We start from the raw sequence: 24975 nt of genomic DNA, 5'->3' as shown, positions 1-24975 counted from the left end.
TAACCCTAGGTTAAAGTGCTGCCGTCCATCCTTTTATTCAGCTTCTAACGCCAGATCCTCTTCCATCTCTTCATCTTCGTTAGGACCAGTAACCTTGATTAAGTTGCTATTCTCACGAACTTTCGTTTCAATCGTTTGAGAAATTGCCGGATTCTCCTTCAGGAACTGCTTAGCATTTTCGCGTCCTTGACCTAAACGCTCACCTTCGAAGGAGTACCATGCGCCGCTTTTATTGACAATGTCCATCTCTGTTGCGATGTCAATGATGCTGCCCTCACGCGAAATACCTTCACCGTACATAATGTCGATCTCAGCTTGCTTAAACGGTGGAGCAACTTTATTTTTCACTACTTTAATCTTAGTACGATTTCCTACCATGTCATTGCCTTGCTTGATGGTTTCCACACGACGAACATCCAATCGCACGGAGGAGTAGAATTTAAGAGCACGTCCGCCTGGCGTTGTTTCCGGGTTACCAAACATTACACCAACCTTCTCACGAAGCTGGTTAATAAAGATAGCAATAACCTTGGATTTATTAATAGCACCGGACAGCTTACGCAGAGCTTGTGACATCAATCGAGCTTGCAAACCTACGTGAGAGTCTCCCATTTCGCCTTCAATCTCTGCTTTCGGCACGAGAGCAGCTACGGAGTCAATGACAATGATATCCACGGCTCCGCTTCGTACTAGTGCTTCTGCAATTTCCAATGCTTGTTCACCTGTATCCGGCTGGGAAAGCAGCAGTTCATCAATATTGATTCCAAGCTTGCTTGCATAAAGCGGATCCAACGCATGCTCCGCATCAATAAATGCAGCTTGTCCCCCTGCTCTCTGCACTTCGGCGATCGCATGCAGAGCAACTGTCGTTTTACCAGAGGATTCAGGTCCGTATACTTCGATAATTCTTCCTCTAGGAAAACCTCCTATTCCAAGTGCAATATCTAAAGCAAGTGAACCACTGGATATGGTCTCCACCTGCATATGTGTAGATTCTCCAAGCTTCATGATGGAGCCTTTTCCGAATTGTTTTTCAATTTGGCGTAATGCCATCTCAAGTGCTGCGCGACGATCTGTCAAAACACTCACTTCCTTTTATCATTATAGGTATATGATAACTCGTTTCCGGAGGTTTGCCAAGCATTTTTTCGAACATACATTCGTTTTTATGCGAACAAGCAAAGAACCGTAACAAAGTTATCGCTTTGCTACGGTTCTTCCGTTAACAGATAGTTTTATTATATGCGAAGCCTACGAATCTTTCAACTGTTTCCATAGCTGATAGAGTGCACTCTTCGCTGCTCTGAGCTTAATCATGTCTCGATTTCCCGACAGCTTAAGCGTGAATATTTGCGGCTGAGCACCGCGTTTGCCTAGCCCTACATAGACGAGACCGACCGGTTTGCCTTCCGACTCTCCCGGGCCTGCCACGCCTGTTACAGATAATGACCAGTCACTTCCAGTCGTATTGAGTAGATTTTGCGCAAGCAGGGATGCTGTCTCCTCACTAACTGCTCCAGGCGCTGCATCACCTTCAAGCACTTCCATTGGCACTTGTAAAAGCTTGTTCTTTAATAGATTGGTGTAGCAAATAATCCCTCCGAGAAACGATTGTGAGCTGCCAGGAACGGCAGTAATCAGATCACTCAGCAAACCGCCCGTGCAGCTTTCCGCCACCGAAAGAGTCATCATCTTACTGCTCAGCAGCTGCAAAATTACATGCTCTAACGGCAGGTCCTCATCCGCATAAATAAAGTCCCCAACCCGAGTGCGAATCTCTTGTTCAAGCGGAAGGAGCTTCTGTTTTCCTTCTTCAACGTCCCGCGCGCGCGTCGTAAGACGAATCGCCACTTCCCCCTCCTTGGCATACGGAGCGATCGTCGGATCCTGCTGATCTTGAATTAGATCCATCAACTGATGCTCCAAGCTCGATTCGCCAATACCAGCAAAACGAAGCATTTTGGAATAAAGCGGCACTTCATCTGTCATTACGCTACTAAGCCATGCTGCAGCATAATTCGTAAACATCGGCTTCATCTCTTTAGGAGGACCTGGCAGCAGGATAAAATGGGTTCCCTCATAGGTAACGGCAACACCTACGGCCATTCCAGTATCATTCAGCAGCGGATCGCAGCCTTCAAGCATAAGTGCCTGACGACGATTGCTTTCCACCATATGTATGCCCCTAGATGAAAAAAAATCGGAAATCTTGCTCATAGAAGGTTCATGAATAATCAGTTCTCGCCCTATGTAAGCTGCCAGTACATCCTTAGTCAAATCGTCCTGAGTGGGTCCAAGACCACCTGTACAGATGACAATATCTGCTCTGCTTGCAGCGAGTTTAAGCGTTTCAAGCAATCTGTCTTTATTGTCACCTACTACGGTTTGATAATAGACATCGATACCTAACCCAGCGCATTCCACAGCTAAAAATCGTGCATTGGTGTTCACAATCTGCCCCAGCAGCAACTCGGTACCTACTGCTACAATCTCTGCTTTCATCTACACATTCCTCCCAAAAGGAAAAAAACAATAGGTTTCCCTATTGCGATTTTTCCGAAAAGTCTATGACATGTTTATTCTTCACAAAATACTCAATGCCTGAATACATGGTGATAATCGCAGCTACCCAGCTAGCAATCACATCAAAGGGGAAGTCGATAAATGTAAAGGGAAAATTATTAATAAGCAGCGCAATAATGGCCGTAATTTGAGCAGCAGTCTTCGCTTTCCCCCATTTGCTGGCAGCCATAACGGTACCCTCGAGAAGCGCGATCTGCCGAAGTCCGGTGACAGCCCATTCGCGGCTAATAATGACAATCACGATCCAAGCGTCTACCTTATCCATCTCCACTAGTGAGACGAGCACCGCAGTAACTAGCAGCTTATCTGCTAGAGGGTCGAGCAGCTTGCCTAAATTCGTCACCAGCTTGCGCTTTCTGGCGATATAGCCGTCCAAACTATCCGTACTTGCTGCAATGATAAAGATGAGCGCCGCAATAATCTGATTATATGTGATGCTGAATTCCTCAATTCGGATGTGCGGAAACTTTACTTTAATCAGCAGGAAGAACATGATAATCGGAACCAGTAAGATCCTCGCCACCGTGATGCGATTGGCCAGGTTCATGCAATGACCTCCCCGGACAAATCAAACTCAAAGGAATGAGTGATGCGTACCTTGGCAAGCTCCCCAATATTTAGTTTCGCATTGGAGACAAACACTTCCCCGTCAATTTCGGGAGCATCATACTGTGAGCGCCCTACATATACATCGCTTCTGCCGTCATAACGTTCAATGAGCACATCCAGCTCTTGACCGATCCGGCGGCCGCCACGGATATTCGAGATTTCGCGTTGAATTTCCATGAGTGTATTGGCACGGTACTCTTTTACTTCATCAGGAACTTGATCAGGTAAACGCGATGCCGGAGTATCCTCTTCTTTCGAGTATGCGAATACGCCCAAACGGTCAAACTGCATGTCTTTCACGAATTGTTTCAAATTTTCAAAATCTTCTTCTGTTTCACCAGGAAAACCAACGATCAAAGACGTTCGAAGCGACACCTGCGGAATACGCTCACGAATTTTCCGAACGAGTTCACGTGCATCCTTCTGACGACCCGGTCTGCGCATCCGTTTCAGGATTGAATCTTCACTGTGCTGCAGCGGCATGTCTATGTATTTGCACACCTTAGGATTGGCAGCAATCGTATCGATCAGTTCATCAGTGAAAAATCCGGGGTAGGCATAATGCAATCGCACCCACTCAATACCCGGCACTTCGCTGACCTTGTTCAATAGCGCAGGAAGTTTGAAGCCATCATAAAGATCTGTTCCGTAGTTCGTGGAATCCTGTGCGATGAGGCTGATCTCCTTAACGCCTTGGGCAGCCAATTGAGTTACTTCTGCAACGATTGACTCCATACTTCTGCTTCGGAACTTGCCGCGCATGATCGGAATACTGCAGAAGGTACATGCATTATCGCAGCCTTCAGCAATCTTGACGTATGCCGTGTAACGTGGAGTGGTCACCTGTCTAGGGAGATCCGCATCATAGTTAAATACAGGATTGCCCACTAGAACCGGCTTCCTGCCGCGAAGCGCTTCATCCACAATGTGGTTGATCTTATCGAAATCCCCAGTCCCTACAATACCATCAATCTCTGGCATTTCTTCCATCAATTCTTTTTTGTAACGCTGTGTCAAGCATCCCGACACAATCAGCGCCTTCAGGTTTGCTGTTTGTTTTAATTCAGCCATATCCAGAATCGTATTTACCGACTCTTCTTTGGCCGCATCAATAAAGCCGCATGTATTGACGATGATGACCGTGGCATCCTCTTTGTTATCTACGAGCTGAAACCCGCGGCCATGAATTAATCCAGACATAATCTCGGAGTCGACCAAATTCTTCTCGCAGCCGAGTGTTACTACTTTTACTTTTTCTGTCATGAATAAAACAACCTCCAGATAGTCCTAGCCATACTTTTCAAGTATAATACATGCCTCATAGGGTGTCAAAAACAGAAAACCCCTTGCATCAAGGGGCTGGGCCGAGTCCATTCTGGACATCCTCTTATTTTAAGTTCACAAATTGAAGGTCCAAAGGGATCTCGGCTTTGCGAAGCATCGTAATAACAGCTTGTAAATCATCCTTACTTTTGCCGGTGACGCGAATTTGATCGCCTTGAATTTGGCTCTTGACCTTCAGCTTGGAATCACGAATCAGAATATTGATTTTCTTCGCATTCTCTTGGTCAACGCCTTGCTTTAAGCTGATTTTTTGTCTCACGGTTTGAGCAGCGGCCGGTTCTACTTTGCTGTATTCGAGATTTTTAATTGAAATGCCTCGTTTCGTCATCTTGGCATGTAAGATATCAAGTACGTTTTGAAGCTTGAACTCATCGTCCGAAACGACAACAAGCTGGTCTTTCTCCTGCTTGATGCTGCTCTTACTGTTTTTAAAATCAAAGCGGGTCGCAATCTCTTTCTCCGCCTGTTGAATGGCATTATTCAGCTCCTGCATGTCCACCTTGGACACAATATCAAATGAGCTTTCTGAACTCATAACGTCAACACCCTTTCCATCAAATTACATTAGCATTATAGCAAGAAGCTACACAAAAAGAAACATCCTACAACCGTAACGGCGAGGATGTCTCCTATGTGTTCAAATCATTACCCGGGAAAGCGCAGGAAGCGCCAAATTGTTAGCTTTTTTGCAAATTGAGCTGTACTCTCTTCGGGTTCGGCGTATCCCCTACAGGGATAACGGTTCCGTTAACGGTGAGTTCTACCGCGCTCGCTGCCCCTATGTTCAAATAGGATGAACCATCGATTTCAAAAGAATCGGTTTCACCGTTTTTGTATGTTTTTTGTTTCAGCATGCTTTTCTGATTATTTGCATTCAGCTCATCAATTCGGATCCAGCACTGAGCGCCTGTGATCTTCAACTGGATGTCCAACTTCTGGCTGCCTGTGATGGTATAATTATCAACACCCTTCTCGTTGGCGCTGAACTTCACCTGTACGGGCGAAGGCGTAGGAGTAGGTGCAGGTGTTGGCGTAGATACCACTTGAGGCGTGCTTTCCGCTGCTGTGCTGTTCAGCTTCGTTCCGGCCGTCGGGTCGGTAGAATCCGTAATTCTGGGTGATTGCGTCTGAGTAGGATTGTTCTCGGCAGGAGTAGTTTTGTGATTCTTGTACGTGTAGTAATACACGATCCCTGAAATCAGAACAATAAAACTGACAAACATAACACTCGAAGCCCAGCGGCTTATCTTTTCTGTGTTACGGACACTGGAACGTTTCTTACGAATCGTATCGACAACCGGCTGCTCCGGCTCGGGAGAAGGATTCGTTGACTGATACATCTGCAGCACTTCATTGGGGTCAAGTCCGACCGCTTCCGCATAGCTTTTAATAAAAGCGCGAACGTAAAAGCTGCCGGGCAATACCTTATAGTTACCTTCTTCGATCGCTTCGAGATACCTTTTTCGTATTTTCGTTACTTCCTGTAAATCGTCTAAAGAGATTTTGCTGTCCATGCGCGCTTTACGTAAAATAAATCCTAGATCGGACACAATTTCACCTCCCCGTGACCATGATTTGTTATTACTAAGACGTTCTTTCAACTAAAATGGTTCGATGTTATAGGTGAAAGATTCGTAATTGATCTCTTCGTCCGGATTGTTGCGCAGCTCGATGATGTAATCGAAGTGATTATAGGTATATTCCGACTCCTTGATAAATATATCCGGATGCTCAATGACTTTCGTGGAAGGCATAGACATAATTTCCTGAAGCAGGCTGTAATGCTTTTCATTGGATCTCATGGTTGAAACGATTCCATCGATAATAAACACGTTATTCGGCGACATCTCGTCTTCGGATAGCTGGCTTCGAACCGTCTGTCTTAACAAGGTCGACGATACGAACGTCCATCGCTTATTGGAGCATACACTACCTGCGATCAGCGACTCCGTTTTCCCAACTCGCGGCATTCCGCGAAGCCCAACCACCTGATTCCCTTCCCTTTTAAAAATCTCGCCTAAGAAATCCACCAGAAGCCCTAATTCATCCCGGGTAAACCGGAATGTTTTGCGATCGTCCGAATCCCGCTCAATATAACGGCCATGGCGAACCGCTAAGATATCGACCAATTTAGGAGGTCTTAATGCAGTAATAGTAATATTATCTACTTTTTTTAACATTCTACCCATTAAATCGATTTTTTCTTCATCATTCGTTTGAAGCAGCATTCCGCGGGTTCTGTCCTCAACCCCGTTAATCGTAACAATATTGATATCAAGCATCCCCATCAAAGAAGCAATATCACCCAATAGTCCAGGGCGATTCTTGTGAATCTTGTACTCCATATACCATTCTTTAACGTCCAATGAGTCCACCTCGTTCAGTTATTGCAAGCCAAAACTTACCATAACCAATATTTCTACAAAATTCGCCACAATCCTTCTGGAAACACGCAAATTTATTGCAGATCACTTCAGCTTTAGTTCTTTAAGCTCTTGTTCATTGTAATCCTCCGCGCCTGGCTTCCATGTCTGATTTAAAATTTCCTGTAGACGGTTGGCCATAATGGAATCCCAATTCAGCTCTATGGAAAATGCATTGGACAAATCCATGACAGGAACGCCAGTCGCTTTCGCTTTTTGTAGCATCGTTTGATCAGCAGGAGCATAAAACACAATCCACTTGGAATCATGCTGCTTAAGTTGAAAGGAAAGCTGCTGAAACCACTGCTCATTGTTATCCAGCAAAACGATATGATCCGCTTCCTCAGAAGGGGCCCATTCGGATGGAATGGGATGGTCAGCTCGAGTCACCCACTCAATAGGTAAGCCTTGCTGCATGATGCCGTCCACCCATTTGGCTTGGAGTGAAGCAATTTGATCCTTATTCACCGTAACCGCTTCCGCTTGCTCCGTCAGTTGATTCGGAAGGGAATCTGCGGTCAGGTTGTCCTGAAGAAAGGTCCATTTCGTTGTTGATACCGAGTCCACTGCCGGAGCAACATTGCTGAGTAAATCATTACCAACTACGTATATGTAATTATAAGTGCCTGTTTTTATTCTATTATAGGTTTGCTCATCCAATGCCGGCAAGATCCTTCAGCCATTCAAAGGTAATGGCCTGATTATTTCTCCACTCCAATAGCGCCTTCCCAATGGATTGTTTGGCTTGATTGGAAAGGGCAGGACTTGATAACATCAGCACAGATATTTTTTTATCCATGATTTCTTGCTTAATGACAGGCATACCTCGATTCCCGCACCCGGTCAGCAACAAGCCTAACATCAATGCACATACGGCAGATTTTCGAAGTAACATACCTGGAACAAATCCTTTCTTGTCTTGAAAGCATGCAAAAGCCTCCGAAGCAGGAGGCTTTCACACTGAAACGTCTTATTAAATTGTAAAACGCTTATTAGGCTTTGTCCACTAATTTTACCATGAGACGGGCAAGTGTGCGCTTCTCTTCTTCATTACCTGCATCCCACAGCTCTTTGAGCACGCGCTCTTGAGTGTTTTCAGGGTCTACTTTATCAGCAAGGAAATCGCCGATTTGAAAGGCCAGCTTGCTAATTGTCTCTTCGCTCATCCCTGCACGTTCAGCTTGACCCACGCGTTCTGCCAAAAACTCTTTCCACTTATCAAACACTTTAAGTACAGTAGCCATGGTTAAAAGCCTCCTTTAATTGATGAGTTAATCGTTATTACATGTAGTAATATGGCTTTCTCAGCGAGGAATTATACACATGGCTCACGGCAATGTTGTTATGGAGATATGGAAATAGATGAAATGATAATTGCAAAATTAAGTTAACCATCCGCCATTAGGGCTAATAATTTGTCCGGTAATGTAACCTGACTCCGGTAGAGCAAGAAAATAAACCAATGAAGCGATTTCGTCGGGCATGGCAAATCTTCCTGCTGGAATTTCATTTTTGATCGCGGCCTTCTCATCATCCTCGAATCCCGACATCATGACAGTATCCACAGCACCTGGAGCTACTGCATTAACGGTAATTCCCGAAGGAGCCAGCTCCTTAGCCAGCGCCTTCGTGAAAGCGTTCATCCCGCCTTTAGCCGTGGAATATACCACTTCACAGGATGCTCCCGAGATTCCCCAGATCGACGAAACATTAATAATACGACCGTACTTATTCTGGATCATGGTAGCCATAAAAGCCTGTGTACATAAGAATGCACCCTTAAGATTCACGTCCATGATGTGATCCCAATCCGACTCCGTAATTTCTGTCAGTAGTCCATAATGAGCGACACCTGCATTGTTCACAACAATATCCGGCACCATGTCTCTTTGCTCCAGCTTTTCCTTCATTTTTAAAATTTGATCCTTCGAACGAAGATCCGCAGAAACCGTTAACACCTTAGCGCCATGTCTCATGCAGCTCCTAGCTACCTCATTCGCAGCTTCATGTGACTCTTTATAATGAATCACGACATTCAAACCTACAGAAGCGAAGCGTTCCGCTATCGCCGCGCCGATCCCTCTGCTCGCTCCGGTGATTAAAACGGTCTGTTCTGTAAATGGCTTAGTCATCATGATTCTCGGCTGCGCACAATGGAAACGGCCAGCCTGCTCCAATCAAAATGCTCATGGAATCTGTTGTTGACATCCTCAAGCGTTAATTGTTCATAGATGGGGAGGATATCGAACAAATCAATTCCTTTAAACCGATACTTGGTAAATTCATTGGCAATGGCCTCCGGTGAGTTCATCATCCTTAGAAAATTACCGATTTTTTTTCTTACGGCTTCTCTCAAATGTAGTTTGATCCAGACCGGACTCTTTACGTTTCTCCACTTCTTCTCGAATTCGACTTACTAACAGCTCGGGATCCTTGGTGTCTCCTCCAAGAATGGAGAATGCATAATCTTCACTGATATTGTATTCATGACCGAAGTTATCGGAGATTAATTGTTCGTCATAAAGCGATTGATAGATGTCTGAGCTTGAACTGAACAGAATATCCATCATGAGCTTGGTAGTCAGTTCCTTCACCAGAAGAGATTTGCCAGTTAATTGAGGTGCAGGTTCTTTGATACCAAATAAACATTTAGGCAACGATATGGGTAAAATTGTCTCTCTTTTTGCCTGGTGGACAGGAAGGGGCTCATCTTCAAAGTAACGTTTGATCTCTCCCTGATCTCGGAAAGTCTTGGACTCTTGATTTTCTTTAACGACATTAATTATTTCTTGAGGGTCAACGCCTCCGACTACAAACAAGCTCATATTGCTGGGGTGGTAAAACGTATAGTAGCACTCGTACAGTGTCTCCTTCGTTATCCCTGAAATAGACTCTATAGTCCCAGCGATATCAATATGTACAGGATGCTTTTCATACATAGCTTCAATCAGCCCGTAGTAGCTTCTCCAGTCCGGATGGTCACGGTACATATTGATTTCTTGACCGATAATTCCTTTTTCTTTTTCTACATTTTCATCTGTAAAATATGGATTTTGCACAAAATTAATTAACGTGGTTAAGTTCTTGATGATCTGGTCTGTGGAAGAGAATAAATAAGCCGTACGATCAAAGCTTGTAAAAGCGTTAGCCGATGCCCCCTGTGAGGCAAACGCAGCGAATATATCCCCTTCAGGTTCCTCGAACATCTTGTGCTCCAAAAAATGAGCGATGCCGTCAGGAACGGTCACTTCATCCTTACCTTCAACCTGAAAATGGTTATCGATGGAGCCATATTTCGTCGTAAAGGTTGCATACGTTTTTTGAAAGCCTTCCTTCGGAAGTACAAATACATGCAGTCCATTGGACAATTGCTCATGATACAGTGATTCATTTAAGTGCGGATATGGAATCTTCTCCATCGATTACTCCCCTTTCTGATCCCGCAAGAAGTATATGGTGTCCAATTGGACTTGCTTCGCGGCTTGTGCGATAGCGGCAACGTCAACCTGCTGAACCGCTTCAATCAAGGCGGGAACGGAACGCTCTTTACCCGAGAGGATAGCGTTAAAATCAAAGGAAATCAATTCAAAAGCAGAGTCTTGCATTTCCCGCAATTGATTGGATATCATCGCTTTTGTCTGACTCATTTCTGTATCCGTAATCTCACCGCGTTCCATCGCCTCAAGCTGCTGACGAATAATACTGACCGCTTTCTCATAGTTCTGAATTTCAATGCCAGATTGCAGCGTTAGTATTCCCTTATGCCCATCAAACCGGGATGAAGCATAGTACGCGAGACTTGCTTTCTCACGAACGTTGATAAACAGCTTGGAATGCGGGTATCCGCCCAAGACGCCGTTATACATAAGGGCTATCGGGTACTTCTCATCGCTATATGAGATGTTTGTACGAAGGCCCATGTTCAACTTACCTTGATTGACATCCAATCGTTCTACTACAGTTTGTACCTCTTTAGCTGAAGAACTCGATACACTTGGCTTATACTCTTTGTCCTCTTCACGCTCAATGGTGAAAGCGCTCTTCACAATGGCTTCCACTTCTTCAAGTGTAGTTTGACCTACCACATAGATATCGATCGGTGCATTTTGGAGCCATTCTTTATATTGATGGTATAAGCTGTCCGCAGTAATGGACGCTAAATCTTCGATTCTTCCTAGCGGATGAAGCCGATAGGGTTCATGTTTACACATTTCTTCGATACAACGTTCGGCAGCGTATCTAATTTTATCGTTGATGATGGCTTCAAGTTTCTTTTGTATCGTTGCCTTTTCAGCATCAACGTATTTCTGACGAAATCGTCCTTCTTCTAGTACGGGTCTGCTAAGTGTCTCTCCGACAAACTCGAGTCCTTTTTTGAGTAAAGACTCATTAGAAGAAACATATTTATCATTGATGATATCCATGCGGAGCTGAACTATCTGATAATCACCCCGTTTGTATATATCAAATCCGAAGCCCGCTCCATACAAATCATCCAAGTATTCACGGAATTGCTTGGTTACCGGCCGATTCTCGGTACCTCTTCTCAGCACGAATGGAGTTAGCGCCGTTGAGGTGACTGTCTCCTCGGATAACGGACGACCTATGTAGACGGAAATTGCAAAGGTCTTAAATTGATCAGTGGGCAGTACATGCAGACGAATATGATTCCAACTGCTTCGTTCAAATTGTATATGCTTCAAAGGACTGCTCTCCCTTCCTGCTTCCAAGATATGTATTCATTATATTCCGATACAAACAGGAGAAGCAACCTCGCAAGGCTCCTTCTCCCTCGTTCCCTCTTATTTACAAAAAATATGCTTACCGATTTGCTTCACCTGTGGTCGGCTCCAAATCCATTTGGACGTTGCTGTCGCAGGGTTAAAGTAGTAAATGCAGCCGCCAGTCGGATCCCAACCGTTCAACGCATCTTTTACAGCCTTCTGAGTTGACTCGCTAGGTGTTAACCATATTTGTCCGTCCGCAACAGCTGTAAAGGCACCTGGCTGAAAGATGACTCCAGAGACTGTGTTAGGAAAGCTTGCCGATTTCACCCGATTCAATATCACGGCTGCTACAGCGACCTGACCGATATATGGCTCGCCGCGGGATTCGCCGTTAACGGCATTGGCCATTAGATTAATATCTTGTTGGGAAAATCCAAGATTTGTCGTAGGTGTCAAATTGGCCGGAGCGCTTCCGGACGAAGCCGCTGTTTGTCCGCTCGAAGAATTGCCGCCAGTTGCAGGAGCTGTCGGTTTCCACTCCTTCGTTGCTTCCCAGAGCTTTAGCTTGGTTTTGGGCCCCACAACCCCGTCTACGATCATGCCGAATTCGCCTTGAAATCGTTTCACAGCAGTGAGTGTACGATACCCGAAATCTCCATCAATATTTCCGCCGTAGAAGCCGATAAACTTAAGTCTACCTTGCAGTTCGTTAACATCACTGCCTGTAGCGCCATATCTAATTTCATTTTTACTAAACGTCTCTTCCGACGGCGGGCTGGACTGGTTCTTGAGCTGCAGAGCAGCAAACAATACGAAAACGATACAAAATGTAAGAACGATTAACCTCTTGTTCATTCCCCTTCTCAACCTCTCTTTTCATATAGCAGCCTTTTCTTGCTTATTATGAGAATTCAAGTGGTTGATTATGCACAAAAGGACGATCTCTCCTGAACGTAAAAACACCCCCTTGCGGGGGTGTACGTCCTTAGGAGCTCATTCGATTATGCTGATACTGTTCCATAGAAACCAGTACCTCACGGGGTTTACTGCCCTCATAAGGACCAACTACGCCCTTAGCTTCCATAGAATCAATTAGACGGGCTGCTCTCGTATAGCCTACTCTCATGCGTCTTTGCAGTAATGACACCGAAGCTTGCTTTGCTTCTAACACAATTTGTACAGCTTGGTCATACAGCTCGTCCTCAAACTCATCCTGCTGCTCAGGCTGTTCCTCTATTTGAGGTACCATCTCTTCTTGATAATTGGCTTGCTCCTGAGTACGGACGAATGTAACGACATGCTCGACTTCCTGATCGGATAAGAATGCTCCTTGCACCCGTACAGGCTTCGAGGCGCCAACCGGTAGATAGAGCATGTCGCCACGACCCAATAGCTTCTCAGCGCCAACCATATCCAAGATTGTTCTGGAATCCACTTGAGAGGATACTCCAAATGCAATACGTGACGGAATATTTGCCTTAATTACACCAGTAATGACATCAACAGATGGACGCTGTGTTGCAATGATTAAGTGAATGCCAGCAGCACGGGCCATTTGAGCCAAACGACAGATGGAATCCTCCACATCATTCGCTGCAACCATCATCAGATCGGCAAGCTCATCCACGATAACGACATAATAAGGTAGTGGAGCGCCTGTACTCGTTTCAGTCAACATAGCGTTGTAGCCTTCGATGTTACGCGTACCGCTTTTGGAGAACAGCTCGTAACGTTTCTCCATCTCAACTACAACTTTCTTAAGTGCTAGTGATGCTCTCCTCGGGTCTGTCACAACAGGTGCCAACAGATGCGGAATTCCATTGTATACATTTAACTCGACCATCTTAGGGTCAATCATCAAGAACTTAACTTCATTGGGCTTGGCTTTATACAAAATGCTTGTAATAATACCGTTAATACAAACGGATTTACCGGAGCCAGTCGCACCAGCTACCAATAAGTGGGGCATTCTTGCCAGATTGCCTACAATAGGCTGACCTGAAATATCCCGTCCAAGCACAACAGAAAGTCTTGAACTCGATTCCTGAAAGGCTCCTGTTTCCATCACTTCACGCATCGTAACAACAGATACTTCCATATTCGGAACTTCAATGCCGATCGCTGATTTACCAGGAATAGGGGCCTCCATCCGAATGTCTTTCGCCGCTAGCGCCAGAGCGATATCGTCCGTTAAACTTACGATACGGCTTACTTTCACACCAACATCCGGTTGGATTTCGTACCTGGTCACAGCAGGACCTCTAACAACTTCCAAAACTTTTGCCCGCACTCCGAAGCTTTCCAAGGTGGCTTCAAGCTTGCGCGCATTTGCTTTGTAGTCTGACATTTCAGCACCTTTTCCTGCGGCAGGCTTGGCTAACAAATCCAATAAAGGCATTACATACGGTTTGCTATTTTCAAGCGGCTTGTCCTGTTGGAATTCAACGGATACGGGACCTTGCTCTTCGTCACTCTGTTCAACTTTCGCTTTGGCTATTGGAATTGCAGCGACCGGTTCCGCCGTAACCTGTTGTTCCTGCTGAATCGATTGTTGAGCCTCTTGATAAACGTGTTCCTGAAAATCTCTGATGATAGGCGTTACAGGCTGCTCATGGGCAGCATTCTCATCATGATTACTCGCAGAACTCTGGTTGGCCTGATACACAACTTGTGAATCGCCATTCTCCTCTGCAGCTTGAATATCTTCTTCTCCCTTAGCATTTGAAGCCGTTTTATTCTTTTTCGCTTCCTTAATAGGCTTCAGCAGCTCCATAAACAGAGGGTTCTTCCTCTGTCGTTTCACAGGCTGAAAGATTTCTTCATCAAACTCGTCGTCTACGGGAACGTACGCTGCTTTTTTGTTTTTCGCAGATGATCTTTCATCTTGCACTTCTTGATGCTTTCCGCTATTGCGATCATCCAACCATTCATGCATGCGGTCCTTGATGTTATCGCCAACATTCTTGAATCTGCCTCGCACCATATGAACCACATCGACATAAGAGATACCCGTCGCTAATATGAATCCGATCGCGAAAAGTGCATATTGGATGAGTCTAGCACCCCAATTATCGAACAAGAAGTATAAGATACTGTAAAGCAGCGCGCCAATCATTCCTCCGCCTACACCGAATTTGAGAGCCTCGCTTCCCTCTTCGGTCGGCTTCAATCCATCCATCATGCCGTCCCAGGTAGCGGAGATGACTTTACCCGATTCGAAGCCTCCATCCGGATATAATTGAAGAAACAAATCAATGTGATTCTTAATTAATAGCGCAACAACAAATAACAGTATGCCTGACTTCTTCGCTGTCTTCAGCGGGGGCCAGGCTCGTTTGATCATCGCGTACAAAGCCACGTATATAAAAAACACGGGAATCAAGAAATCCATCGTTCCGACAAAAAAGCGAAACAGGTACATGAGTGAATTGCCCACATGACCTTGATGCGCTAGCGCAATAACCGCAAAGATTAAGATGAGTATGCCATAAAGCTCGAACATCAAGCTATTTTTCAACGATTTCGATTTCTTCTTGCGTTTGGCCACGCATGTCACCCCCAAGAACCACATTATACCATAGTTTCAAGGGGCGAGGTACTGTCAAGGAGCACTCCTCAGCTCAACGTTTGATGAAATCCGGGTATGTACGATATAACCGTTCCTGGCGTGTACTGTTCCTTCATGTAATCCTGTGGATTACCGCTCAAGAGTCTTACAATCCTTGCTTGCTTTGCGTCCATAGGCTCGACCTGTAGGGTCACTCCTTGATGTTCAATCTCCACAAACTCAGGCGAATAAGTATCCATGCCCTCGAAAATCACATCCATAGGTATCACCGAGTAATGAATCATTGTACCAATCCGCCTGTCACATTCGATTTTCTTTGTTCAATGCGTTGGTTCAACTCCTGTATAGCTTCTCCTACTCCCCCAACTCTATCGATCAAACCATATTTGACCGCATCCGCTCCAATGACCGTCGTTCCGATATCACGCGTCAACTCGCCTGTTTTAAACATCAACTCTTTGAATTTTTCTTCCGTCACATTAGAATGCTTAGTTACAAAACGAACGACACGTTCCTGCATTTTATCCAAATATTCAAAAGTTTGAGGTACGCCAATCACTAAGCCGTTTAAGCGAATTGGATGAATTGTCATGGTCGCCGTTTCCGCGATAATAGAATGGTTCGCCGATACGGCTATCGGAACACCTATGCTGTGCCCGCCTCCCAAAACAAGTGTAACGGTTGGCTTGGATAAGGTTGATATCATTTCAGCAATCGCAAGCCCGGCTTCTACATCACCGCCGACGGTATTCAGAATGATCATAACCCCCTCAATCTTGGGGTTCTGCTCCGCGGCTACAAGCTGAGGAATAATATGTTCATATTTCGTTGTCTTGTTCTGAGGAGGAAGTACCACATGCCCCTCGACTTGACCGATAATCGTCAGACAAAAAATATTGGATTCACCTGCTGGCGTATTTGTTTGACCTAGCTGTTGTATATTCTCAAGTGTGGCATTTTTCTTCGATTCTTCATTCCCTATTTCTTTTGGCTCTTGTGCTCCCACATTCGATTCCTCCCTATTCATAATCTCCCATAGTATGAATAGACAGGTCGAGTTTCATTCACATTTATAGAAGAAGATGGTTTTTACTCTTCGGGCTAAAAGCTGTATACGTAAAAAGGCCCTCCTTTTTTGTCGGGAAGAGCCTTTGTTATTTGCATAGGTTCAAGTGACTTGTTCGAGACTAGACTTCCATAATAATAGGAAGAATCATTGGTCTTCTTCTGGTTTGCTCATATAAAAATCGTCCAAGTGCATCTTTCACATTAGTTTTTAAAGATGCCCATTCATTTACATTCTCATTCATTAACTTGGTTAATGTATTCGTTACAATACGGTTTGCTTCCTCAAGCAGTCCCTCGGACTCTCTAACATAGACGAATCCTCGAGAAATGATATCCGGACCGGATAGGATGGTGCCATCCTGCTTACTTAGTGTAACGACAACAACGAGAATACCGTCTTGAGACAACAATTTGCGGTCTCTAAGAACAATATTACCTACATCGCCAACACCTAGTCCATCGATCAATATGTTGCCGCTCTGCACTTTCGAGCCTTTGCGGGCAACTCCATTCTGGATTTCAACCGTATCGCCAATATCACAAATGAAAATATCTTCTTTATCAATGCCAACGGATTCAGCCAGTAGGGCGTGTTGACGTAACATGCGGTATTCACCGTGAATCGGAATAAAATACTTAGGTTTCATTAAATTCAGCATCAGCTTGAGCTCTTCCTGAGAGCCGTGACCGGACACGTGTACGCCTGTGACAGAACCTGGTCCATAAATGACATTCGCGCCAATCCGGAATAGCTCATCTACAGTACGACCCACATAGCGTTCGTTGCCTGGAATTGGTGTAGCTGCAATGATAACGGTATCACCAGGCAAAATATCTACTTTGCGGTGAGTGGAACGAGCCATTCTTGTCAGAGCAGACATGGGCTCACCTTGACTTCCGGTCGATAAAATAACGACACGGTCAGCAGCCAACCTGTTTACTTCCTCAGGTTCGATCAGCATACCATCTGGAATATGCAGATAACCAAGCTCACTCGCAATGGATACCACATTTACCATGCTACGACCAATCACGGTCACTTTGCGGTTAGTAGCCGCAGCAGCATCAAATACTTGTTGAACACGATGAATGTTGGAAGCGAATGTAGCGATGACAACACGCTGTTTCGCTTTACGGAAAACTTCTTCGATTTCCTGTCCGACACTTTTCTCAGAACCGGTGTAACCCGGTCTTTCGGCATTCGTACTATCAGAAAGCAAAGCAAGTACGCCCTTTTTCCCTATCTCCGCCATACGATGTAAATCCGCATATTGCTCATTGACAGGCGTTTGATCGAATTTGAAGTCTCCCGTATGAACAACGACACCTTCCGGTGTCTCAAGAGCTACTCCAACCGAGTCAGGAATACTATGGTTTGTTTTGAAGAATGAGGCCGTGATCGTACCCAATGGGAGAATAGTATCCGCATTAATCTGAATACGCTTCGTTTCCCCTAGTAAGTTTGCTTCCTTCAACTTCGCTTCGATAAGACCAAGTGTCAGCTTCGTAGCGTAAAGTGGAACATTAAGGTGCTTAAGTACATATGGCAGGCCGCCGATATGATCCTCATGTCCATGTGTAATGATAATCCCGCGTACCTTATCCCGATTTTCCGTCAAGTAGCCGATATCAGGAATGACAATATCAATCCCCAGCATGTCCTCTTCAGGAAATTTTAAACCGCTGTCAATCACTACAATATCGTTAGCGTACTGGACGCAATACATATTTTTTCCGATTTCGCCCACGCCGCCAAGAGCGAAGATCAAAAGTTTGTCGTTATTTTTTTTGGACAAGAAATATACCTCCTTTTAAGATTGGACGACGAATTTTAAATGATAAAACCGAACCAGTCACTTGCCACCATTATACATGAAGAAAAACATCAAATACAAGTTGTGTCCCTAATATCTTCTAAGTGTAAGCATCCTGCAGCTACTTCAAACATCGTAGCCCTATTGTCCCCAAAAAAGAAAACCGATGCCGGAAGCACCGATTCATTAGGCGTTATCATTCAAAAAGAGATTGGATGAATTGTCCTTCTTGCTCGGATACATAAACTAACGGCAGTCTGACCCCACCTGTCTGAATCCCCTTCAATGCAAGAGCAAACTTGATAGGAGCTGGACTAGGAACCCGGAAAATACCAGTAAACACCGGATGAAGCTTGCGATGAAGCTCCGCTGCTTGCTGTACGTTACCTTCTAGGTAATACTTTATCATAGATTGCATTTCTTTTCCAATCACATGACTAGCTACACTGACAATGCCTTGGCAGCCAATGGCAAGAGCAGGAAGTGTACTGCTATCATCACCGCTGTACACAGTAAACCCTGCGCTAGCTCCACTAATAATGCGAGTGAGCTGGTCCGTATTGGCGCAATCCTTGGTTGCGACGATATTCGGGATTTGCGAGAGTCGAATTGTCGTATCTGCATCCAGATTAACCCCTGTCCGACCTGGTACGTTATAGAGCATGATCGGCAGGTTCACACTTTCCGCCACTGCTTTGTAATGCTGAAACAATCCTTCTTGTGAAGGACGATTGTAGTATGGTGTTACGATAAGCAGCGCATCTACACCTAATTTTTCAACGGCTTGGGAGAAATGTATCGTGTGAGCCGTGTCATTAGAACCTGTTCCTGCGATTATTTTGCAGCGCCCTCTCGCGTATTGAACGGAGACTTCAATTAACCGCAGCTTCTCTTCTTCTGTAAGCGTCGGTGACTCTCCGGTTGTACCGCATATAACCAGACTGTCAGACTGCTGCTCTTCAATTAAATAGTTAATAAGTGGTTCCACTTGATTCCAATTGATTTGCAAATGCTCATCAAATGGTGTTACCATCGCTGTGACTACTCTTCCGAAATCCACCGTATAGGCCTCCTACATGTAGCAATTTACATATATAAATAAAATTTATGGTGAAGCGCTCTCACCGCTTTTTTCATGTCTTCACCTTGAACGAGCACCCAAATCGTTGTATTGGAATCCGCTGATTGCAAAATCCGAATGTCCTCTTCGGTCAATGCTTCGACGATATGTGCCATGATGCCAGGCACACCGTTCATGCCTCCGCCTATAACAGACACCTTTGCACAGCCGCTTAGAATCTTAGGATCATATCCTTGAGCCTTCAACAGCTTAACAGCACGTTCCGCTTCATGGTCAAACACGGTGTATACAACACCAGATGGATTCACGTTGATAAAATCAACGCTGATCTGGTTTTGGGCCATCGTTTTAAACACTTTTAACTGCAGGTCAAAATGCCCTTCAACGGCCGATACTTGAATTTGTGTAATATTCGTAAATTGAGCGATTCCAGTAACGAATCGATCCTCTACTTTGTTCATCTCTTGACCTGTAATATCAGCTGCCGTAACCAACGTGCCTTCACCTTTGGAAAAGGTGGATCTGACACGAATGGGTATATTGGCATGCATCGCCACTTCAACAGCACGCGGATGAATGACTTTGGCCCCATTATGGGCCATATTACAAATCTCGGAAAAACTTACTCTAACAAGCGGCTTGGCATCTTCGACAATTCTTGGATCTGCCGTCAAGATACCGTTAACATCTGTAAAAATATCGACAATTTCTGCCTTCAACGCAGCACCAAGTGCGGTAGCGGAAGTATCACTGCCGCCGCGTCCTAGTGTAGTAAATTCGCCTTGAGCCGTCTTTCCTTGAAAGCCGGTTACAATCACGACATGATTCTGCTCTAGCAGCTCCAAAATTCGACTAGGATGAATCGATTCGATCTGTGCGTTCCCATGGGAATCATTCGTCTGAATCCCCGCTTGCCCACCTGTAAGTACTGTGGACATGATCCCCTTTGACTGCAAAAGACTGCATAAATGAACGGCAGAAATAATCTCACCACAGCACATGAGTAGATCAAGTTCCCTAGCTTGCAAGTTCTCCCCATTGTGTTTCACCAAATCAAGGAGAGTGTCTGTAGCATATGGTTCGCCTTTTCTTCCCATCGCAGAAACGACTACGACTAATTGGTAATGGTTCGCTATTGCGTCTTGAATGTGTCCGATAACATGATCTCTAGCTTCAGCGGTGGAAAGCGAAGTACCTCCAAACTTCTGTACAAGTATTCGCATATCTTTCCCCCAAATCTCGACCTGCTGAAGAAAGCCAGATCGTGCTGATTATTGTTCAATAGCAATATATTCAGCAATTTGCACAGCATTCCAAGCTGCACCTTTCAACAGATTGTCAGATACAATCCACAAATTTAGTGCCCTCGGATTACTTAAGTCCCGACGCACACGACCTACGAACGTATCCAGCTTTCCTGCCGCATTCGTAGCAAGAGGATATAACTGATGCTCGGGATCATCCAACAAAACGATCCCAGGTGCACCGGCTAGTAAGCTCCTCACTTCGTCCATATCGAAGACATCTTTCAACTCTACATACACGGATTCGGAATGCCCGTAAACAACCGGAATCCTTACGCATGTGGCTGTAACCTCGATGGTTTCGTCATCTAGAATTTTTTGGTTTCCAGTATCATCTTCATTTCTTCATGGGTAAAGCCATTCTCATGAAAGCTGTCAATTTGCGGAATCGCATTAAAAGCAATCTGGTGCTTCACTGGCAGAGAACCAACAGGCAAAATGTCAGGTTGAACCGCGCTTCTTTCCAGCACTTCCTTGGATTGGCGCAGCATCTCATGTATGGCTTTAGAACCGGCTCCAGAAACGGCTTGGTACGTTGAGACAATGATCTTGGATATACCAAAACGATCATAAAGCGGCTTTAATGCAGCCACCATCAGGATCGTAGAACAATTTGGATTCGCAATAACACCTTTGTGCTCGTTGATCTTCTCCATATTGACTTCAGGCACGACAAGCGGCGTATCCGGATCCATCCGATATGCACTCGTGTTATCTATACAGATAGCCCCTGCTTGGACAGCAAAAGGAACCAGCGCCTTGGAGACACCTCCACCGGCGCTGAACAGAGCGATCTCTACTCCTTCAAAACTTTCAGGTGTTGCTTCTTCAACTGTAATCTGACGTCCTTGAAAAGTAAGGATGGTACCTGCGGAACGTGAGGAAGACAGCAGCTTCAACTGATGAATCGGGAAGTTTCGATCTTCAAGAAGACGAATAATTTGCTCACCGACAGCACCTGTTGCGCCGACAACTGCAATGTTGAATAACTTCTGATTCGACACAAACCGCCATCCTCCTGCTTGACATGTATATAAATGAATTAATATTGGAATCTCTCAATAATCATCGGCTGCAATTGCTTACCTTCCAGTGCAGCTTCACAAGCTTCCATAATAAGATCCATTCTAGCTACTAACGAATTTGGCTTAGCTCCAGGAGCATCCTGACCGAATGGCACGAAGTATATGTTCTTGGTAATTAATAGCTTAGCTATATTCATTGCATTCAAACCAAGTCCGTCATTGGTGGAAATCGCCAAAACAAGTGGTCGCAAGTTACGCATTTGTGCTTTGGCTGCCATCAGAACCGGACTCTCTGTAATGGCATTTGCTAGTTTACTGGTCGTATTTCCGGTGCAAGGCGCAATTACCATAACATCCAAACGCTTAGAAGGACCTAATGGTTCTGCATCCACAATGGTAGAAATGATTTTATTACCTGTTATGTCTACAAGCTGCTGCTGCCAATCGGCGGATTTGCCGAAGCGTGTATCTGTAGTGAGAATCGTATTAGAAACAATCGGAACAACATTCGCTCCAGCGTCTACGAATCTCTTAATCTGAGGCATAACCTCTTCTAGCGTACAATGAGAGCCGGTTAGAGCATAACCGACTGTTTTTCCTGTCCAGTTCATTCCACATCGCTCCTGTCTTTAAAGTCTTCCTCGATCAGCTGACTCAAGGTGTTCGCCATGATGCGTCCAGCTGTTTTCGGTGCGACAATGCCAGGTAATCCGGGCGCCAGCATCGCTTTGATGCCTCTCTTTTCAGCAAAACGGAAGTCCGTTCCACCGGGCTTTGAGGCCAAATCGATGATGAGCGCGCGATGTGGGATATTGGTAATAACTTGCGCTGTGACTATCATAGTCGGAATTGTATTAAAAAGCAAGTCAATATTGGACACTTCCGAGTACAAGTCTTTCGTATAAAATGGCAAGAATCCCATCTCCCACGCCCTTGCAAAATGCTCCGGTTTACGAACTCCAATCTTCACTGTAGCCCCTAGTCCTTGCAGGGTTTTGGCCATGGTAAAGCCGGTCCGCCCAAAGCCGAGAACCATACAGATAGAACCATGAATGGTGATATCTGTATTTTGAATAGCCATCATCAAAGCACCTTCTGCTGTTGGGATCGAGTTATAGATCGCAACATCATCACGATCGAATAGCTCCACGACCTCGATCCCATTCGAAGCACACAACTGCTTCAAATAGTTCTTCGCCATTCCCGTGTAAACTTTCGCATGCTTTGGCAGAGCTTCAATATGCGCATCGGTTAATCTCATTTCTTCACTGGAGAATATCGATTCCACTTGTCCCGTGTCATCTGTACCCACGGCAGGCAGTATCAATGCATCAATAGATTCAAGCAGCGATGGCTGCAGCTTAGCATTAGACACTCCGCTGAACTGCCGCCCTAAATTATCAAAGCCGATTAATGTCACCGTCGCATCCAGTTCAGTAAATTTCTGAATCACTTCTAGCTGCCGGGCGTCCCCGCCCATGAAAGCAACCGAAATACCAGTAAGCATTCCCGCTTACACCCCTTTCTCGGTCGTTACGATAAGTTATACTATGCTTCCGCCTAAGGATGGGTGACTTCTGGCCGCAACAATGATAAGCGTCCAGGTTATGACTGCAATAAAAAAGAGCTCCTCCCGAAGGAAGAACTCTCGAATGTAACTTTATATAAAATACATATTCCTAATCCATTTAACGACCGGTATGGCCAAAGCCCCCTGCGCCCCGCTCCGTATCGGACAACTCATCCACCTGGGTGAGCTGTATGTGTGGGACAAGCTGAAAGACCATTTGGGCAATTCTTTCACCACGCTGAATTTCAAACGGCTCCTGACCATGATTAATTAAGAGCACTTTCACCTCGCCCCGATAATCAGCATCAATGGTTCCAGGCGAATTCAGCGTTGTAATCCCGTGTTTGAAAGCTAAACCACTTCTCGGACGAATTTGTGCTTCAAGCTCTGACGGCATGCTTAAGGCAAAACCCGTTGGAATAAGCTTACGCTCACCTGGATTCAGTACGACAGGTTCGCTCACAGCCGCATGAAGATCAAAGCCGCTTGCCGCGGCGGACATTTTTTGCGGGAGCTGAACATCTTCATGTCCAGGAAGCCGCATGATTTGAACATCGTACTTATAGGTTGACAAGCTGATCCCTCCTGAATTCCTTTAACGCCGCATCGGATTGACCGACCATAGATAAAGCGAACGGAGTGGAAAACAACGTTTTCGTTAATTCGCGAACATGATCCATCTGAACGCTATTAATTCGATCAATCATTTCATCCAAGCTGTAATGCTTCCCTGTCATCAATTCATTCTTCCCTAAGCGGTTCATTCTGCTGCCCGTGCTCTCCAAGCTCAGAATCAGACTACCTTTCAACTGTTCTTTACCCTTGTTCAGCTCGGAATCCGTAATACCGTTCACTGCGATATCCTCCAACAGTTCCATGGTAACTTTAAGCACTTCTTCCGTTTGCTTTGGAGCTGTTCCTGTATAAATCGTGAACATCCCGCTGTCAATATGCGAAGAATGGTAGGAATACACCGAGTAAGCGAGCCCTCTCTTTTCCCGAATTTCCTGGAAAAGCCTCGAGCTCATCCCGCCTCCGATTGCATTATTGAGCAGCACCATTGGGTATAGGTTATCTTCCTGGAGGGATAAGCCCGGCAGCGAAAGACAAATATGATTTTGCTCTGTTTTCTTAGCATGAAAGATAAGATCGCCTAAGAAATCAGGAGCTATGTAGTCGGTTTCACTTCCGGAGTGCTCGAAGCTTCCAAAATGCTGCTCAATCATCTCCCGAACGCTGTCATCAATATTCCCGGCGATGCTGATCACAATGTTCTCAGAATTATAGTACTGCTTCATATAACGACGAAGGTCATCCGGTTTCATACGATTGAGATTTTCCTGTGTCCCCAAAATTGTGTAGCCGAGCGGATGCGTACCATAAGCAGCTTTGGCAAGCAAATCGTGCACTAGATCATCTGGCGTATCTTCGTACATGGAGATTTCTTCGAAGATAACATTCTTCTCTTTCTCCAGCTCCGTCTCATCAAACGTAGAGTTGAAGAACATATCAGCAAGCACGTCCATCGCAAGAGGCAAATGATCGTCCAGTACTTTACAGTAATAACACGTATATTCCTTGGAAGTGAACGCGTTCACATTCCCGCCGATTCCGTCAAAAATCTCCGCGATTTCCTTAGCGTTGTGGCGCTCTGTGCCTTTGAACAGCATATGCTCAATAAAATGAGAAATTCCGTTGTCTTCAGGCTTCTCATTGCGCGAGCCCGTCTTAACCCAAATACCGAACGATACGGATCGGCAAGTAGGGATTTGTTCCATAACCACTCTTAAACCATTATGTAAGCGGTATTTGATCACCAAGGTTCCTCCTCGAATTAACTCCTGAAATTCCTGCTCCCA

23 protein-coding genes and 2 pseudogenes are annotated in these 24975 nt (G+C 45.1%); all 25 read right to left on the bottom strand.

What is annotated here, in order from left to right; all coding sequences use genetic code 11:
• Positions 1 to 33: 33 nt before the first annotated feature.
• The 25 genes and pseudogenes from recA to L0M14_RS09935 all read right to left on the bottom strand — a co-directional run bounded on the left by recA (position 34) and on the right by L0M14_RS09935 (position 24933).
• Positions 34 to 1080, bottom strand: coding sequence for a recombinase RecA (gene recA / locus L0M14_RS10055; protein ID WP_311198865.1), 1047 nt, complete (start codon positions 1078 to 1080; stop codon positions 34 to 36).
• Between the two features lie 171 nt (positions 1081 to 1251).
• Positions 1252 to 2502, bottom strand: coding sequence for a competence/damage-inducible protein A (locus L0M14_RS10050; RefSeq protein WP_235121974.1), 1251 nt, complete (start codon positions 2500 to 2502; stop codon positions 1252 to 1254).
• Positions 2503 to 2542: 40 nt separating this feature from the next.
• Entirely contained in the window at positions 2543 to 3130 is a 588-nt protein-coding gene (gene pgsA / locus L0M14_RS10045; protein WP_235121973.1) for a CDP-diacylglycerol--glycerol-3-phosphate 3-phosphatidyltransferase, read from the bottom strand.
• Positions 3127 to 4455: a 30S ribosomal protein S12 methylthiotransferase RimO gene (rimO, locus tag L0M14_RS10040; RefSeq protein WP_235121972.1), complete on the bottom strand. Its 1329-nt coding sequence runs from the start codon at positions 4453 to 4455 to the stop codon at positions 3127 to 3129. Before rimO ends, pgsA begins: the two co-directional genes overlap by 4 nt.
• A gap of 124 nt (positions 4456 to 4579) precedes the next feature.
• Entirely contained in the window at positions 4580 to 5071 is a 492-nt protein-coding gene (locus L0M14_RS10035; RefSeq protein ID WP_235121971.1) for a YajQ family cyclic di-GMP-binding protein, read from the bottom strand.
• 142 nt (positions 5072 to 5213) lie between these two features.
• Positions 5214 to 6086: a helix-turn-helix domain-containing protein gene (locus tag L0M14_RS10030; RefSeq protein WP_235121970.1), complete on the bottom strand. Its 873-nt coding sequence runs from the start codon at positions 6084 to 6086 to the stop codon at positions 5214 to 5216.
• A gap of 51 nt (positions 6087 to 6137) precedes the next feature.
• Positions 6138 to 6881: a DUF3388 domain-containing protein gene (locus L0M14_RS10025; RefSeq protein WP_405031058.1), complete on the bottom strand. Its 744-nt coding sequence runs from the start codon at positions 6879 to 6881 to the stop codon at positions 6138 to 6140.
• A 123-nt stretch (positions 6882 to 7004) separates the two neighbouring features.
• Positions 7005 to 7619 carry a hypothetical protein gene (locus L0M14_RS10020; protein ID WP_235121968.1) on the bottom strand — a complete coding sequence of 205 codons (615 nt, stop codon included), beginning with the start codon at positions 7617 to 7619 and terminating at the stop codon, positions 7005 to 7007.
• On the bottom strand, positions 7612 to 7854 hold the full coding sequence (locus tag L0M14_RS10015) for a hypothetical protein (RefSeq protein WP_235121967.1): 243 nt from the start codon (positions 7852 to 7854) through the stop codon (positions 7612 to 7614). Before L0M14_RS10015 ends, L0M14_RS10020 begins: the two co-directional genes overlap by 8 nt.
• A gap of 97 nt (positions 7855 to 7951) precedes the next feature.
• Entirely contained in the window at positions 7952 to 8203 is a 252-nt protein-coding gene (locus L0M14_RS10010) for a DUF3243 domain-containing protein (protein ID WP_235121966.1), read from the bottom strand.
• 138 nt (positions 8204 to 8341) lie between these two features.
• Positions 8342 to 9094 (bottom strand): elongation factor P 5-aminopentanone reductase, encoded by a 753-nt coding sequence (ymfI, locus tag L0M14_RS10005; protein ID WP_405030828.1) that lies wholly within the window; start codon positions 9092 to 9094, stop codon positions 8342 to 8344.
• Positions 9091 to 10378 (bottom strand): annotated as a pseudogene (yfmH, locus tag L0M14_RS10000) (EF-P 5-aminopentanol modification-associated protein YfmH). Before yfmH ends, ymfI begins: the two are co-directional and overlap by 4 nt.
• A gap of 3 nt (positions 10379 to 10381) precedes the next feature.
• Complete coding sequence (gene yfmF, locus L0M14_RS09995) at positions 10382 to 11662, bottom strand: EF-P 5-aminopentanol modification-associated protein YfmF (RefSeq protein WP_235121965.1); 1281 nt, start codon at positions 11660 to 11662, stop codon at positions 10382 to 10384.
• Positions 11663 to 11761: 99 nt separating this feature from the next.
• On the bottom strand, positions 11762 to 12541 hold the full coding sequence (gene sleB / locus L0M14_RS09990; RefSeq protein WP_235121964.1) for a spore cortex-lytic enzyme: 780 nt from the start codon (positions 12539 to 12541) through the stop codon (positions 11762 to 11764).
• A gap of 130 nt (positions 12542 to 12671) precedes the next feature.
• Positions 12672 to 15233, bottom strand: a complete 2562-nt coding sequence (locus L0M14_RS09985; protein WP_235121963.1) for an FtsK/SpoIIIE family DNA translocase — start codon at positions 15231 to 15233, stop codon at positions 12672 to 12674.
• A 68-nt stretch (positions 15234 to 15301) separates the two neighbouring features.
• Positions 15302 to 15538, bottom strand: a complete 237-nt coding sequence (locus tag L0M14_RS09980; RefSeq protein WP_235121962.1) for a YlzJ-like family protein — start codon at positions 15536 to 15538, stop codon at positions 15302 to 15304.
• A complete protein-coding gene (locus L0M14_RS09975; protein ID WP_235121961.1) occupies positions 15535 to 16281 on the bottom strand; it encodes a ClpP family protease in 747 nt (248 codons plus the stop codon). The genes L0M14_RS09980 and L0M14_RS09975 overlap by 4 nt, the downstream gene beginning before the upstream one ends.
• A 160-nt stretch (positions 16282 to 16441) precedes the next feature.
• Positions 16442 to 18118 carry a ribonuclease J gene (locus L0M14_RS09970; protein WP_235121960.1) on the bottom strand — a complete coding sequence of 559 codons (1677 nt, stop codon included), beginning with the start codon at positions 18116 to 18118 and terminating at the stop codon, positions 16442 to 16444.
• Between the two features lie 214 nt (positions 18119 to 18332).
• Positions 18333 to 19196: a 4-hydroxy-tetrahydrodipicolinate synthase gene (gene dapA / locus L0M14_RS09965; protein WP_235121959.1), complete on the bottom strand. Its 864-nt coding sequence runs from the start codon at positions 19194 to 19196 to the stop codon at positions 18333 to 18335.
• Positions 19197 to 19222: 26 nt separating this feature from the next.
• Positions 19223 to 20440, bottom strand: coding sequence for an aspartate kinase (gene dapG / locus L0M14_RS09960; RefSeq protein ID WP_235121958.1), 1218 nt, complete (start codon positions 20438 to 20440; stop codon positions 19223 to 19225).
• Between the two features lie 48 nt (positions 20441 to 20488).
• A pseudogene (locus tag L0M14_RS09955) lies at positions 20489 to 21525 on the bottom strand (aspartate-semialdehyde dehydrogenase).
• 38 nt (positions 21526 to 21563) lie between these two features.
• On the bottom strand, positions 21564 to 22157 hold the full coding sequence (locus tag L0M14_RS09950; protein ID WP_235121957.1) for a dipicolinate synthase subunit B: 594 nt from the start codon (positions 22155 to 22157) through the stop codon (positions 21564 to 21566).
• Positions 22154 to 23053 (bottom strand): dipicolinate synthase subunit DpsA, encoded by a 900-nt coding sequence (gene dpsA, locus L0M14_RS09945; RefSeq protein ID WP_235121956.1) that lies wholly within the window; start codon positions 23051 to 23053, stop codon positions 22154 to 22156. The genes L0M14_RS09950 and dpsA overlap by 4 nt, the downstream gene beginning before the upstream one ends.
• Before the next feature lie 181 nt (positions 23054 to 23234).
• Positions 23235 to 23660 carry a dUTP diphosphatase gene (gene dut, locus L0M14_RS09940; RefSeq protein ID WP_235122867.1) on the bottom strand — a complete coding sequence of 142 codons (426 nt, stop codon included), beginning with the start codon at positions 23658 to 23660 and terminating at the stop codon, positions 23235 to 23237.
• A gap of 16 nt (positions 23661 to 23676) precedes the next feature.
• Positions 23677 to 24933 carry a M16 family metallopeptidase gene (locus tag L0M14_RS09935; RefSeq protein ID WP_235121955.1) on the bottom strand — a complete coding sequence of 419 codons (1257 nt, stop codon included), beginning with the start codon at positions 24931 to 24933 and terminating at the stop codon, positions 23677 to 23679.
• Between the last annotated feature and the right edge of the window lie 42 nt (positions 24934 to 24975).

Origin of the sequence: Paenibacillus hexagrammi, assembly GCF_021513275.1 — a bacterium.
GTDB classification, from domain to species: Bacteria; Bacillota; Bacilli; order Paenibacillales; family NBRC-103111; genus Paenibacillus_E; species Paenibacillus_E hexagrammi.
This window is presented reverse-complemented; position numbering and strand designations above follow the sequence as displayed.

Coding starts and splice junctions, on each gene's coding strand:
- L0M14_RS10050 (WP_235121974.1), bottom strand. CDS start 2,502: ATGAAAGCAGAGATTGTAGCAGTAGGTACCGAGTTGCTGCTGGGGCAG.
- pgsA (WP_235121973.1), bottom strand. CDS start 3,130: ATGAACCTGGCCAATCGCATCACGGTGGCGAGGATCTTACTGGTTCCG.
- rimO (WP_235121972.1), bottom strand. CDS start 4,455: ATGACAGAAAAAGTAAAAGTAGTAACACTCGGCTGCGAGAAGAATTTG.
- L0M14_RS10035 (WP_235121971.1), bottom strand. CDS start 5,071: ATGAGTTCAGAAAGCTCATTTGATATTGTGTCCAAGGTGGACATGCAG.
- L0M14_RS10025 (WP_405031058.1), bottom strand. CDS start 6,881: ATGGAGTACAAGATTCACAAGAATCGCCCTGGACTATTGGGTGATATT.
- L0M14_RS10015 (WP_235121967.1), bottom strand. CDS start 7,854: ATGTTACTTCGAAAATCTGCCGTATGTGCATTGATGTTAGGCTTGTTG.
- L0M14_RS10010 (WP_235121966.1), bottom strand. CDS start 8,203: ATGGCTACTGTACTTAAAGTGTTTGATAAGTGGAAAGAGTTTTTGGCA.
- ymfI (WP_405030828.1), bottom strand. CDS start 9,094: ATGATGACTAAGCCATTTACAGAACAGACCGTTTTAATCACCGGAGCG.
- sleB (WP_235121964.1), bottom strand. CDS start 12,541: ATGAACAAGAGGTTAATCGTTCTTACATTTTGTATCGTTTTCGTATTG.
- L0M14_RS09980 (WP_235121962.1), bottom strand. CDS start 15,538: ATGATTCATTACTCGGTGATACCTATGGATGTGATTTTCGAGGGCATG.
- L0M14_RS09975 (WP_235121961.1), bottom strand. CDS start 16,281: ATGAATAGGGAGGAATCGAATGTGGGAGCACAAGAGCCAAAAGAAATA.
- dapG (WP_235121958.1), bottom strand. CDS start 20,440: ATGCGAATACTTGTACAGAAGTTTGGAGGTACTTCGCTTTCCACCGCT.
- L0M14_RS09950 (WP_235121957.1), bottom strand. CDS start 22,157: ATGAACTGGACAGGAAAAACAGTCGGTTATGCTCTAACCGGCTCTCAT.
- dpsA (WP_235121956.1), bottom strand. CDS start 23,053: ATGCTTACTGGTATTTCGGTTGCTTTCATGGGCGGGGACGCCCGGCAG.
- dut (WP_235122867.1), bottom strand. CDS start 23,660: ATGCGGCTTCCTGGACATGAAGATGTTCAGCTCCCGCAAAAAATGTCC.